At 63.8% G+C, this 13,719-nt stretch carries 9 protein-coding genes; 3 read left to right on the top strand and 6 right to left on the bottom strand.

The annotated features are described in order from the left end of the window. Positions 1 to 11: 11 nt before the first annotated feature. The 4 genes from ACFFP0_RS10695 to ACFFP0_RS10680 form a co-directional block, all read right to left on the bottom strand. On the bottom strand, positions 12 to 920 hold the full coding sequence (locus tag ACFFP0_RS10695) for an ABC transporter permease (RefSeq protein ID WP_377260195.1): 909 nt from the start codon (positions 918 to 920) through the stop codon (positions 12 to 14). Then, entirely contained in the window at positions 917 to 1,924 is a 1,008-nt protein-coding gene (locus tag ACFFP0_RS10690; protein ID WP_377260193.1) for an ABC transporter permease, read from the bottom strand. Before ACFFP0_RS10690 ends, ACFFP0_RS10695 begins: the two co-directional genes overlap by 4 nt. Positions 1,925 to 1,990: 66 nt before the next feature. Then, positions 1,991 to 3,502 carry an ABC transporter substrate-binding protein gene (locus ACFFP0_RS10685; RefSeq protein WP_377260191.1) on the bottom strand — a complete coding sequence of 504 codons (1,512 nt, stop codon included), beginning with the start codon at positions 3,500 to 3,502 and terminating at the stop codon, positions 1,991 to 1,993. Positions 3,503 to 3,600: 98 nt separating this feature from the next. Next, the gene (locus ACFFP0_RS10680; protein WP_377260189.1) at positions 3,601 to 7,458 is read right to left on the bottom strand and encodes a hydantoinase B/oxoprolinase family protein; all 3,858 of its coding nucleotides are present in this window, start codon (positions 7,456 to 7,458) and stop codon (positions 3,601 to 3,603) included. 304 nt (positions 7,459 to 7,762) lie between these two features. Here ACFFP0_RS10680 and ACFFP0_RS10675 point away from each other — a divergent pair, with 304 nt between their 5' ends. Then, positions 7,763 to 8,497 carry an IclR family transcriptional regulator gene (locus ACFFP0_RS10675; protein ID WP_377260187.1) on the top strand — a complete coding sequence of 245 codons (735 nt, stop codon included), beginning with the start codon at positions 7,763 to 7,765 and terminating at the stop codon, positions 8,495 to 8,497. A 24-nt stretch (positions 8,498 to 8,521) separates the two neighbouring features. Here ACFFP0_RS10675 and ACFFP0_RS10670 read toward each other — a convergent pair whose 3' ends face one another. Beyond that, positions 8,522 to 9,454: a GlxA family transcriptional regulator gene (locus ACFFP0_RS10670; protein ID WP_377260185.1), complete on the bottom strand. Its 933-nt coding sequence runs from the start codon at positions 9,452 to 9,454 to the stop codon at positions 8,522 to 8,524. Positions 9,455 to 9,550: 96 nt separating this feature from the next. Between ACFFP0_RS10670 and ACFFP0_RS10665 the strand changes: the two genes are divergently transcribed. Beyond that, positions 9,551 to 10,702 carry a DJ-1/PfpI family protein gene (locus ACFFP0_RS10665; RefSeq protein WP_377260183.1) on the top strand — a complete coding sequence of 384 codons (1,152 nt, stop codon included), beginning with the start codon at positions 9,551 to 9,553 and terminating at the stop codon, positions 10,700 to 10,702. A gap of 103 nt (positions 10,703 to 10,805) precedes the next feature. Beyond that, entirely contained in the window at positions 10,806 to 12,038 is a 1,233-nt protein-coding gene (locus tag ACFFP0_RS10660; RefSeq protein WP_377260181.1) for a flavin-dependent oxidoreductase, read from the top strand. A gap of 49 nt (positions 12,039 to 12,087) precedes the next feature. Here ACFFP0_RS10660 and ACFFP0_RS10655 read toward each other — a convergent pair whose 3' ends face one another. Next, positions 12,088 to 13,695, bottom strand: a complete 1,608-nt coding sequence (locus tag ACFFP0_RS10655; RefSeq protein WP_377260179.1) for an ABC transporter substrate-binding protein — start codon at positions 13,693 to 13,695, stop codon at positions 12,088 to 12,090. Between the last annotated feature and the right edge of the window lie 24 nt (positions 13,696 to 13,719).

The raw sequence follows: 13,719 nt of genomic DNA, 5'->3' as shown, positions 1-13,719 counted from the left end.
TCATCCCTCCCCTATCGCCGCGCCCTGGGATCGAGCACGTCGCGCAGCCCGTCGCCCAGGAGGTTGAAGGCCAGCACCGCGAGGAAGATCGCAAGGCCGGGAGCGACCGCCGTCCACCAGTAGTCGGGCATATAACTGCGCGCGCCGGAAAGAAGCGTTCCCCATTCCGGCGTCGGCGGCTTGACGCCGATGCCGACGAAACCGAGCGAGGCGACGGTGAGGATCGCAAAACCCATGTCGAGCGAGGCCTTGATGACGACCGGCGAGACGATGTTCGGCAGGATGTGCCTGCCGAGGATGCGCACCCAATTCGCGCCGAGCGCATGGGCGGCCACGACGAACTGCTCTTCCTTCTTGACGATCACCTCGCCGCGCACCAGCCGCGCATAGGCCGGCCACCAGGTGATCGAGATGGCGATGATCATGTTCCAGACGCCTGTACCGAGTGCCGCCGCCACCGCCATGGCGAGGATGAGGCTCGGGATGGTGAGCAGAAGGTCGGTGAGGCGCATCAGGATCTCGTCGATCCAGCCGCCGAAATAGCCGGCGATGGCGCCGACGATCATGCCGACCACAAGGGCGATGAAGACCACGGCCAGGCCGGAGAACAACGAGACCTGCGAGCCGACCAGCACCAGCGAGAACATGTCCTGCCCAAGGGCATTGGTGCCGAACCATGCGGAGGCCGAGGGTGGCTGGAATTTCGCAGCCGTATTGGTTCCGCCGACGACATGCTCCGGATGGGGCACGATCCAGGGCGCGAGGACGGCGATGACGACCAGCGCGATGACGATCGCCAATCCAATCATCGAAAGCCAGCTCTGGCGGAACCGGTAGAAGGCCCTGGACCAGTTTTCCAGCCGGGCAGACTGATTGCGCTTCGGAATGGCGACGGGGGCCATTTGCTCGGTCCGGGTCATGCGTAGCGCACCTTCGGGTTGAAGACGCCGTAAAGGAGGTCCACGACGAGCATGGTGACAAGATAGATGATGGCGATGACGAGCGTCACGCCGATCACCGGCATGAAATCCTGGGTCAGGATCGCCTGCGTGGCGTAGAGCCCGAGACCCGGCCAGTCGAAAACGGTCTCGACCAGGACCGTGCCGCCGAGCAGCCAGGAGACATAGAGGCCGATCACCGTCAGCGTCGAGGTCATGGCGTTCTTCAGCACGTATTTGAAGAGGATCAGCCGGTTGGAAAGGCCAAGAGCCCGCTCGGTCATGATGTAATCCTGCTGCAGCACCTCGATCGTCGAGGCGCGCATCATCCTCATGATGGTGGCGAGCGGCGAGAGCGCCATGGCGACCGCCGGCAGCGCCAGATGCGAGAGCGCAATCTGAAAGGCATACCAATCCCCGGCGATGACGGCGTCGATCGTATAAAGGCCCGTCACATGCTCCGGCGGGCTTTCGATCAGCGGATAACGGCCGGACAGCGGCAGGATATCGAGCCAGGCGGCGAACGCCATCTGCAGGAGAAGGCCGAGGAAGAAGCGCGGCATGGCGATGCCGCCGAGCGCCACCGTGCGGGTCGCATAGTCGAGCGCGCCGTTCCTGTTGACAGCAGTCAACAGCCCCAGCGGTATGCCGACGATGACGGCGACGAGGAGCGACGCGAAGACGAGTTCGAGCGTGGCCGGAAGGTATTCGAGAATATCCGCAAAGACCGGGCGGCGCGTGAACACGGACATTCCCCAGTCGCCGGAAACGAGGCCGGTCAGGTAGTTCCAGTATTGAACCGGCAGGGGCAAATCCATGCCGAGTTCGCGTTTCATCTGCGCGATCAGCTCGGGGGTCGCGTTCGGACCGGCGGCAAGGCCGACCGGGTCACCGGGCAGGATGCGCGCCACGATGAACAGAAGCAGGGTCAGGCCGAGCAATACCGGCAGAAGCAGGACAAGCCTGCGCAGGATATAAAGCAGCATTCGCAAACTCCGGAGTGGTGGGCTCCTTGAGAGAGCCCACCAACGGCCAAGGGGTGTAGCGAGAGGTCAGGCGATCGACAGAGGCCAGATTTCCAGCGTGTTCGGCGCGACCGAGCTGAACACATAGTCCTTCACGTTGTCGCGCATTGCAAACTTGCGCAATTCGAGAATGCCGAAAATGTCGGGCGCGTCTTCCACGACGACGGCCTGGAACGTCTTGTAAAGTTCGGCGCGCTTGCCCTTGTCGACTTCGGCGCGGGCATCCTCGATCAACTTGTCGACGTCCGGATTCTTGTAGACCGGGTTCTGCCACTGGCCGTTGCGCGAGGAATGGTAAGCGGCGAACGCGGTATTGTCCGGGTCGGCATAGTTCGGCGACTGGAAGATCGAGTAGAAATCCACCATCGTGTCGGGCGACCGGGCCATCGCCACCGTGTCCGGCCAGGTCATGGCGCGGATATCGAGGTTGATATTCAGGCTTTTAAGCGATTCCAGCATGATCAGGCACCAGCGGCGCTGGTTCTCATAACCGGCGGCATGGTGCATGGAGAGCGTGATGCCGCCATCCTTATATTGCGACCTGGCAAGATATTCCTTCGCCTTCGCCAGATCCTGCTCGTAGCCCTTGAGGTCCGGATCGTAGCCGAAGATGCCCGTCGGCAGCGGACCCTTCATCAACTGGGCGGGACCCGCGGCATCCAGCATGCCCTTGTAGTTGAACGCGTAGGAGACCGCCTTGCGGAGATTCTTGTCGGCAAGCGGACCCTTGGCCGTGTTCATCTTGATCGTAAACGTGCGGTAGTCGGGCTCCATGATGCGCACGACATGCGGCATGTCCTTGATGGCGTCCATGTCTTCCGCGAACATGTCGAGCGCGAAATGCACCTCGCCCCGCTGGAGCATCAGGCGGGCTGTCGATGCCTCGCGGACGATCTTCCAGATCGCACCGTCGAGATTGCCGCCCTTGTGCCAGTCGTCCTCGACCCGGATGAGTTCGTAGAGGTCGCCCGGCTTGACGCGGCCCATCTTGAATGCGCCGGAGCCCGCCATGTTGGCGAGCAGGTAGGCCTGGCCGTCATCGGCGCCCTTGTTGGCCTCGACGACCTTGGAATTGACGACGAACATCCAAGGCAGGACGGAGAGAAGCGGCGCGAAGGGCTTCTTCAGCGTCATCGTCACCGTCATCTCGCCGGTCACCTTGACGCTGTTCTGGTCGAGGATGCCGGAGACCATCCAGGCCGGCCCCTTGGCGAGGCGCAGCAGGCGGGCGAAGGAATATTCGACGTCCCTGGCGGTCACCGGCGTGCCGTCGTGGAACTTCGCGGCGCTGTCGAGTTCGAACGTGTAGACCATGCCGTCGTCCGACAGTTTCCAGCTCCTGGCGAGGCCCGGAGCCGGGACCGGCGGATTGTTCACCACGCGCACCAGCGGATCGTAGGTATTGCGGAACAGCCATTGCGGCGCATAGCCGGTCGCCACATGCGGGTCGAAGTTCGGGATATCGACCGTGCTGGCCAGGACCATGATCTTCTTGCCGGCGGAATTGGCAAGCCGCGGCAGCGTTGCGGCAGCGGTCATTCCTGCAGCACCGATCAGAAATTGACGTTTATTCAGTGTGAGCATGTCCATTCCCCTTTTTTTGTCTGCATTGCCCTGTTGATCGAAAGGGAGCCGGGTTACCGGCTCGCCGCGGGTGAAAGGCGGGCGGATGCCGCCAATTCCTTTTTGCGTTCGCCGAGGCCGTAGGTCTTCTCGGCGGTATCGGCGCTGATGTAGTCTTCGCGGACATCATCCTCGATCAGCTCGACCGAACGCGCCGACGGATCGCCGAAGCCCGCTCCGCCGCCGAGCTGCAGCTCCACCACGCGATCGGTGCGATCCACGACAAACAGACCGCCGGTTCCGACGTCTTCCAGCACATTGCCTTCCTCGTCGCGGACGTAGCCGTGCGACAGGAGACCGTGCTGACCGCCGAACAGGCCGGCGATCGGCGCGTTGACGCCTTCCGGCGAGACGAAGACGGTGACGGAAGCGCCGTCGTCATAGCGCTTGGCGAGCCGGATGCGGGCGCCGAGGCCGCCGCGGAACTCGCCGGCGCCGCCGGAATCCCGGACGAAGCCCTTTTCGAGGATTACGACGGGCGAGCGGCTTTCGAGCATTTCGATCGAGGAGGTCGCCGCGGATGTCGGCCACAGGACCGACGACTTGCCGTCCTTGGCCGAGCTGCCGCCCTGTCCGCCGCCGGAAAGCAGGTGATCGTAGAAGATCTTGCCATCCGTGGTCTTGCCGTAGACGGTGAGCAGGCTCGGAAGGCCGGTATGGGCGATGACCTTTTCCGGCGCTGCCTTGGAGAGTGCCCGGAAGATGTTCGGAGACGTGTACCAGCCGGTGCGGGTGCGCAGGCTGACCGGGGCCGGCTTGTTGCAGTTCATCACCGAACCCTTCGGCGCCTTGACCGTCAGCGGCCGGTAGCAGCCGGCATTGCCGCGCACCGAAGGCGTCAGCATGCATTTCAGCGGGTAGGTCGAATGGGCCGTCGTGTAGCTCAGCGTGCAGTTGATGCCGCCGAGCGGCACTTCCGGCGGAGCGCCTTCGAAATCGAGCTCGATCTCGTCGTCCTCGATCGTCACCTTGACCGGCACGGTCATGTGCGTGCCGAGCGGATTGTAGGAAATGGTCGAGGTGTGGACGCCGTTCGGGATGGCGCGGATCGCGTCGCGCATCGCCTTTTCCGAGCGGGACTGCACGACTTCGGCCAGCGCCTGGAGATCGGACAGGCCGTATTCATCCATGAACGCCACCATGCGGCGTGCGCCGGTGTCGTTGGCGGCCACCAGCGAGCGGACATCGCCGAGGACCTGATGGGAGTCGCGGATGTTCTCCGCCATCAGCCGGAAGAGGTCTTCGTTCTCGACGCCCGCCCTGATGAGCTTCATCGGCGGGATCTGCAGGCCCTCTTCGTAGACTTCGGTCGCCTTCATGCCGTTGCGGGTGCCGCCGATATCGCCGACATGGCCGACCGTGCCCATGACGGCAACGGCCTTGCCGTTCTTGAAGACCGGGGTCATGACCGCGATGTCGAACAGATGGCCGGCGCAGAGCCAGGGGTCGTTGCAGACCAGAACGTCGCCCGGCTCCAGCGTGTCGATCGGGTAGCGCTCAAGCGCCGCCTTGACCACCATCGGCAGGGTGAGATTGAAGACCGGCATGACACGGGCCGAATGCGCCAGCGTTTCGCCGGAGGCATCGAGGATCGAGCAGCCGAAATCCTGGGATTCGGAGATGATCAGCGAATAGGCGGTGCGGCAGACGGTGTGCCACATTTCCTCCGCCACGGTGACGAGGCGGCTCCACATGATTTCGAGCGCGATCGGATCGGACTCGATCCTCTCGATCGCCTCAGCCTTGGTCATCTGCGGCGTCACCAGCTCGATACCCTTGCCGACGGTGGCGATCCTGATGCGCAGGTTGCCGGCGGCATCGACCGTCAGCACGTCTCCGGGCGGCACGATCGTGGTCGATTCACGCTCCTCGATGATCGCCGGGCCTTCGACCGTCATGCCTGACGTCAGCTTGTAGCGGTCGTAGATGCCGGCATCTACGAAACCTTCGCCGAAATAGCACTTGCGGCTTCCCTTGAGCGCGACGTCGCCCGAGGCAGCGATATCCGCCTGCTTGATGGAAAGCTGCGGGGTCGCGCCGCTGGCGCGCAGACGGAAGGAGAGGATTTCCAGCTCGGCTTCCGCCGGCACACGGGTATAACGCGCCGCATAGACCTCTTCGAAGGACTTGCGGATGATCGCATAGGCATTCGCATCCAGCTCACCGGCAGGGACCGGCACGTTGATCTCGTGCAGTTGGCCAACGAGACGCATGTCGGCGGTGCGTTCGAAGACGACGTCTCCGGCCCTAGCGCCGGCCGCCAGAAGCCTGGCCCTGCCCTCTTCCGCCAACTCGCCGAAGGCGGCGTTCAGGGATGCGGTATCAAGATCCGGGGCAAGCTCCATCGGCCGCGAACGGACGAGATCGAAAGAGAGCGGCGCGGTGAGGAAACCGAAGGCGGAGGCTGCGCCGCTCGCCTGCGGGATGATGACTTCCGAAACGCCCAGGATGCGGGCGACGCGAGCGGCGAAGGCCGGTCCTGCGCCGCCGAAACCGATCATCGAATAACCGCGCGGGTCCTTGCCCTTCTCGACGAGGTGAATGCGGGTGGCGCTCGCCATGTTCTCGCCGACCACCTGGTGGATGCCCCACGCCGCCTCGACGGTCGAGATGTCGAGCGGTTCGGCGATCGTCTCCAGCGCCTTTTCGGCGGCGTCGAGATCGAGCGTCATGCGGCCGCCGAGGAAGAAGGCCGGGTCGTAATAGCCGAGCGCGACGCTGGCATCGGTGACCGTCGGCTTGGTACCGCCGGCGCCGTAGCAGGCCGGCCCCGGAGACGCGCCGGCCGAATGCGGGCCGACCTGCAGCAGGCCGACTTCGTCGATCGCGGCGATCGAGCCGCCACCCGCGCCGATCTCGATCATGTCGACGACCGGCGCCTTGATCGGCAGGCCGGAACCGTTCTTGAAGCGCCGCACCCGGCCGGCTTCCAGATAGGAGGCGATATGCGCCATGCCGTTCTCGATCATGCAGGCCTTGGCCGTCGTACCGCCCATGTCGAAGGCGATGACGTTTTCCTGGCCGGCCGCCTTGCCGAACCATGCCGTCGCCAGCGCGCCGCCGGCAGGGCCGGATTCGAGCAGGCGGATCGGGAATTCGCGCGCCTCTTCGACGGAGACCAGACCGCCGGCGGAATGCATCAGGCGGAAGGCGCCCGTGAAACCACGGGCCTTCAACTCCTGTTTGAAACGGCGCAGGTAGCGATCCATCAGCGGCTGCACATAGGCATTGGCGCAGGTGGTGACGAAGCGCGGATATTCGGAGATTTCGGCCACGACTTCCGAGGAAATCGACACCGACATTTCCGGATAGTGCTGCTTGATGATCTCGCGCACCCGCCTTTCATGCGCCGGGTTGCGATAGGAATGCATCAGGCAAACGGCGATCGCCTCGACATGGTCGGCCACCAGTTTCCTGGCGGCGCGCAGGACCGAAATCTCGTCGAGCGGCTTGATGACGCCGCCATCGGCGCCGATGCGCTCGGATATCTCGATGCGGCGCGAGCGGCTGACCAGCGGGTCCGGGAAGGTCAGGAACAGGTCGTAGATATCGTAGCGCTGCTCGGTGCCGATCTCCAGGACGTCGCGAAAACCCTCCGTGGTGATGAGACCGACGGGCGCGCCCTTGCGTTCGATGACGGCATTGGTGACAAGCGTCGTGCCGTGGACGATCTCGGAGAGGTCGGCAACCGAAATATCGGCGGCGGCGACCAGTTCCCCGAGACCGCCCAATGCACCCTGGGAGGGATCTTTCGGAGTCGTCAGGCACTTGTGCAGCCGGATGGCGGACGCCTGCTCATCGAACAGGATGAAGTCGGTGAAAGTGCCACCGATATCGACGCCGGCACGGAAGCTCCTGGAAGTCTCTTGCATTCGCATGTTCCCCATTACGGATGGCCGAAGACGCGCGACGGCCCGATCGACGCCGTCATCTTCTCACGGCGCGCGTGGCTCATTCATCTCGGGTTCTGGGCGCCCGGCATGCGGATGGGTAAACACTCCCCTCGCCTGAGGGGATGAATCTGATGCCTGCCTGTTCCGCCGCTTTTTTAAGCATGAATTGTTTTGACATCTTTATAGGCGGCGAAGCCAAGGGAGTCCAGCAGTAGTTTCATATTTGACAATAAGTTCCAATAATGGAACTATAGCGAGGTGATTTGCGCGCATAGGACGAAACATGAGCTCTCTGGAAGATGCGATCTCCATTCTCGGTTGCTTCTCGCTGACCGAGCCTTCCCTGTCGCAGGCGGAACTGGCACGCCGCACCGGCTGTCCCAAGGCAACGGCATCACGCGTGATGAAGGTTCTGCGCGAAAACGGAATCCTTGATTTCGATCCCGTGACGCGTCTCTACACGCCGGGCGTCCGCCTCTTCGAGCTTGGGCAGATCTGCCGCTCGAACCATAACTTCCTGGATCTGGTGAATACCGAGCTGCAGGAGGTCTGCGCCGTCGGCGGGCACACGGCCTACATCACCGTATTCGACGGGCCGCAGCTCGTCGTGCTGCGCATGATCCGGGGATCAAGCCCGCTCGCCATCACCTCGACGCCGGGATACCGGGCCTGGCCACACGCCACCTCGAACGGACGCGCGATGCTGGCGCTGCTGAACGAGGAGGAATGGAAACTGCGCGTTCCCGCGGAGCTGCCGTTCGTGACCAAGCGGGCGCCGCAAAACCATGCGGAACTGATGGAGCGCATCCGCATCATCGGCGAGACGGGGCGTTCCCATTCCACGAACGATTCCTACGATGGCGTATCCTCGGAAGGCATCGCCTTTCGCGATCCCGGCACGGGCGAGGTCATCGGGGTCGCGATCTCCTATCCGACGATCATGGGCACGCCCGAGCTGCAGGACAAGATCACCAGCCTTCTTGCGCAGATGAAGGCCAACCTGCTGCGGCACGGGTGACCTCTCGCGGCCACCGCCGTGCCTTTAGCCGGCTGCCCGCCTCAGGGCCTGGGGCGGCTGACCGAAACTGCGGATGAAAGCGCGCCGCATGCGGCCGGGTTCGCCGAAGCCGGTGGCCTCGGCGATATGTTCGAGAGGGGCATGGCTCGTCTCGACGGCGCGCCGGGCAGTCTCGAGCCGCAGCCGTTCCACGGCCTTTGCGGGTGTTGTGCCCGTTTCCGCCGCAAAAGCCCGAGCGAAGTTGCGAGGGCTCATGGCAACCCGGTCGGCAAGCCGCTCGACGGTCAGCGGTTCGGCAAGGTTTGCGCGCATCCATTCGATCAGGTCGAGGAAACGGCCCGTCCGCCCGCCCAGCTCCACGAGAGCCGAGAACTGCGACTGGCCGCCCGGCCGGCGTTGATGCACCACGAGCTGCTGCGCCGTGCGGCGGGCGATTTCCGGGCCGAGGTCGTCTTCGATCAGCGCGAGCGCCAGATCGATGCCGGCGGAAATGCCCGCCGACGTCCACACATCGCCATCCCTGATGAATATACGCTCGGCATCCAGCCTGATCTTCGGATAACGACGGGAAAAGTCGTCGGAATTCGCCCAATGGGTTGTGGCGCGGCGACCGTCCAGCAATCCGGCCTCCGCAAGAATATAGGCGCCGGAGCAGACGCTCGCCGTCCGCCGCGCGCTCGTGCGCTTCAGCCAGGCGAGAATCTCATATGCCGCCGGCATGGATCGGATGATATCGCCACCCGACACGATGATCGTGTCGAAAGGGCCGTCACGAAGCGGGCCGGCGGCGAGCTTCAGCCCGGACGAGCTCTCGATCTCGCCTTCGCCCGGCGCCATCAGCACCAGATCGTAAGCTCCCGGCCGGAACCGTTCCGCGATCTCGAAAACCGATGTCGGACCGGTCACATCCAGAATCTGGAAGCCGGGAAAGATGACGATGGCGACTGTGCGATGCATGGCAGGAATTGCCGGATTTATGTCATTTCGGACAGAACCTAGCAGCTGTAGTCTTGTTTTCAAGGTCGCGCGAACAGGAAAACGAGGCAGCAGACGATGAAATGGCGGCATGTGACTTGGGGTGTGCTGAGCGCCGTCGCCCTCCTTCTCGCGGCGGGCGGCACCTGGATCGCCTCGCTGCCGGCCGGGCAGGCTGGCGCAACCTCGCAGCCGATCCCGCAGGAAGAAACCGACGCGATGATCGCGGCGCTGAAGCCGACGAAACGGGAGCGTCCGGTGGTGGCGATCGTCGGCATCAATGACGGCACCGAAACCACGGACTACCTCATGCCCTACGGCATACTCCGGCGCGCCGGCGTCGCGGACGTCATCACTCTGGCGACGCAGCCCGGACCGATGACGCTTTTTCCCGCCCTCAAGGTGGAGCCGCAGGCCACGATCGCCGCTTTCGACATGCAATATCCCGAAGGCGCCGACTATGTCATCGTCCCGGCGATGCATCGCGAGGACGATCCCACGGCACTGCAATGGATCAGAAGCCAGGCGGAGAAAGGCGCGATCATCGTCGGAATCTGCGTCGGCGCCAAGGTGGTCGCCGCAGCGGGACTGCTCGACGGCAGGCAGGCGACGACCCATTGGTATTCTCTCGATGACCTGCGCAAGGAACACCCGACCGTCCGTTATGTCGCAGACAGGCGGATCGTGGTCGACCGCGGCGTGGCGACGACGACGGGGATCACCGCCTCCATGCCGATGTCGCTGGCCTTGATCGAAGCGATTGCCGGCCGGGACAAGGCGAAGGACATCGCCCGGGATCTCGGTCTTGCGGACTGGGACGCGCGCCACGACAGCGATGCCTTCAAGTTCACGCGCCCGTTCGCGCTGACGGCCATCGGCAATACGCTCGCCTTCTGGAAGCGGGAGACACTCGGCATCGAACTCGTCCCCGGCATGGACGAGGTGTCGCTCGCGCTCGTGGCCGATGCGTGGTCGCGAACCTATCGGTCCCGCGCGGTGACGTTCGCTGCGACGGCGGCGGCACGCGAGAGCCGCAACGGCATCCGTTTCATTCCAGAAGAGGTGGCCGCAGGCTGGCCAACGCAGCAACTGGTTCCGTGGGCCGACGACCGGCCGCCGGCACGCATTCTGGACGAGACGCTTCGTGCCGTTGCCGATCGCTATAGGGCTTCGACGGCCGATTTCGTCGCCATGCAGCTCGAATATCCGCGGCAAACCGCGCCGCAATAGGCCGCGGCATCCAAAAGATGCCGTTTCCCGCGGCCGCCCTATCTGAGAGACGTGGCCGCCTTAAGGGAGACGTTCCGGCCAGCAACAGGGAGGATAGCTAGCGATGAAAGCATTGATCGCAGGCGCCGGCATCGGAGGATTGACGACCGCGCTCTTTCTGCATCGGGCGGGCATCGACGTCGAGATATTCGAGCGTGCCAATGACCTGCGCGAACTCGGGGTGGGCATCAACATGCTGCCTCATGCAGTCGGCCAGCTTGCCGGTCTGGGGCTGATGGCGGACCTCGATGAAACGGGTATCCGCACGCGCGAACTCATCTATACGAACCGCTTCGGACAGACCGTATGGCAGGAATTGCGAGGGCTGGATGCCGGCCATGACGTGCCGCAGATCAGCATCCATCGCGGCAGGTTGCTTGGATTGATCCACAAGGCGGTGGTCGCCCGGCTCGGCCCCGGCGCGATCAGAACCGGCTGCCGGGTGGAGGGCTTCGAACAGACGGATGACGGCGTCAAGGTTCGCCTCTTGGAACAAGGCGGAATCCGCGAGGCCCGGGGAGACCTCCTGATCGGGGCCGACGGCATCCATTCCGCCGTGCGGACGCAGCTTTATCCCGACGAAGGGCAGCCGATCTGGAGCGGCATCATGTTGTGGCGCGGGGCGACCGAATGGCCGATCTGGCGGGACGGCCGCACGATGGTGATCGCCGGCGGCAATTTTGCAAAGTTCGTCTATTATCCGATCGAAGTGAACCCCGGACAGCCCGGAACGCGCCTGACGAACTGGGCGATCATGGCGAAAACCGCGGAGGCGGGCAGCCAGCCCCTGCGGCGCGAGGACTGGAGCCGGTCCGGCATTCTCGAGGACGTGCTGCCTTTCGTGCGGGACCGCTTCCATCTGGATTTCGTCGATCCGGCGGCGATCATCACGGCGACGGGCGGTTTCTACGAATATCCCAACTGCGACCGCGATCCCCTGCCCCGCTGGTCGTTCGGGCGGGTAACGCTGCTCGGCGATGCGGCCCACCCCATGTATCCGGTGGGCTCCAACGGCGCGAGCCAGGCCATTCTCGATGCAAGGTGCATCGCCGCGCATCTGGAAAAAGCCGGCGGAATCGAAGCCGCGCTTCTCGCCTACGACACCGAACGCAGGCCGGCGACTTCCGAAATCGTGCTCGCCAATCGCCGTGGCGGCCCGGAAGGCGTCATCGACATGATCGAGGCCCGCGCACCCGAAGGGTTCGACGATATCGACGCCGTGGCCTCATACGAGGAGCGCCGGGACGTCGTCCGCGGTTATGCCTCGCTGGCAGGATTTGCAAGGCCCTCGCCCTGATCCCGTTCGGCATCAGGGCGGTTTGCGTCTTCGCCGGGGCGGACGTCTCTCAGCGTTTTTTCCGGACGGTCTCCAGCTTCGTCTGCCAGACCGGACTGATCTGGAAACCCTCGATATCCGCCCGCTGGGCGACCGAGTCCGTGACCTGGGAAATCGGCTGGATGGCGGGGATGCCGTCCGCGTAAAGCTGCTCGATCTCGTTGTAGAGCCTTGCCTGCGCCGCAGGATCGGCCTCACGTAACGCGGCGTCGATCTTCCGGTTCAGATTGTCGTCCTTGAAGGAAACGCGCCAGCCCTGGAGCCCCGTCAGCTTCGCCTCGTCCCTGTTGTCCGGATTGTAGGCGAGGCTGCGCATGTCGCCGTCCGGATGGGAGATCTGGCCTCCGCTCCGTCCGACGACCAGCTCGAAATTCCGCTCCCGCATCGGGCCGTAGACCTGCTCGCCGCTGCCGGTCAGAATTTTTGCCCGGATGCCGCCCTGAGCCAGCATGCTCTGAAGCGCCACCGCCAGGTTGTCGAACGGCGGTTCGGACAGGGTGCGGATCGTCAAATCCAGGCCGTCGGGATATCCCGCCTCCGCAAGCAGCGCTTTGGCTGCCGTCGCATCCATCCGGAGCTTCGGTTCGAAAGGCTGCTGCGCGAGGCCGATCTGTACCGGGCTGAGATGCTTGACGCCGTAATAAGGCATCACCGTCCTGTTCAGGCCGTCATAGTCGATGAGCTTCAGAATGGCTTCGCGAACTTTGGCTTTCGCCAGATGCTCGTTTTTCAGGGACATCGCCAGATAATAAAGCCCGTTGCCGGTCGATGTCGTAACCTTGATCTCCCTGTTGCCTTCCAGCGACTTGAGATCCGCGGCGCCTAGCGAATAGGCGATGTCGAGATCGCCCTTCTCGATCAGCAGACGCTGGCTCTGCGCCTCCGGAATATGCCGCATCAGGACACGGGCCATGGCCGGTGCCGGACCCCAGTAATTATCGTTTCGGGCCAATATCGCCATCTCATTGGGCCGCAGGGATTGCATGGTGAAGGCACCGGTACCGGCGGAATTCGTGGTGAGCCACGCCGCCCCCAGGTCGCCCGCTTTCTCGTGACCGAGGACTTCCTTTTTGTCGATCACGCTTCCCGTTCCGGCCATGGCGAGCGTCATCAGGATGATCTGCGGATCGATCGGCTGCAGGATGGCGATCTCGACGGTCTTCCCGTCAATGGCGCGAAAGCTCTCCGCCGCGTTTTCGGCGGTATAGCCGCGCAACCTCAGGTTCGTCGCCTGCGCCTGATTGAGCCTCAGGACGCGCTCAAGCGACCATACGACGTCATCCGCAGTGACCGCATTTCCCGAGGCGAAACGCAGGTTGGGCCGCAGATGAAAACGGATGGAGCGGCGGTCGGGAGCGACTTCCCAGCTTTCCGCGAGGGCGGGGACCACCTTGGCCCGCTGGACCGGATCGATCCCCACCAGCCCGTCATAGAGATTGGCGAGGATCTGGACCCTCTCCTTGCTCGACGATCCGGCGGGATCAAGGGTCAGCACGTTCGACATCGAGAAGCCGATCACGAGCTGGTTGGCTGGCGTTCCAGCCCGCGACACCTCGTGCATGGACGTGAATGCGATCATGGCGCAGGTGGCGCCGGCAAGCAGGCTGCGTCGTTTCATATTACCTCCCGTTGATGTCAGGCG

The organism is Neorhizobium puerariae, from assembly GCF_042429745.1.
Taxonomy (GTDB): Bacteria; Pseudomonadota; Alphaproteobacteria; order Rhizobiales; family Rhizobiaceae; genus Neorhizobium; species Neorhizobium puerariae.
This window is presented reverse-complemented; position numbering and strand designations above follow the sequence as displayed.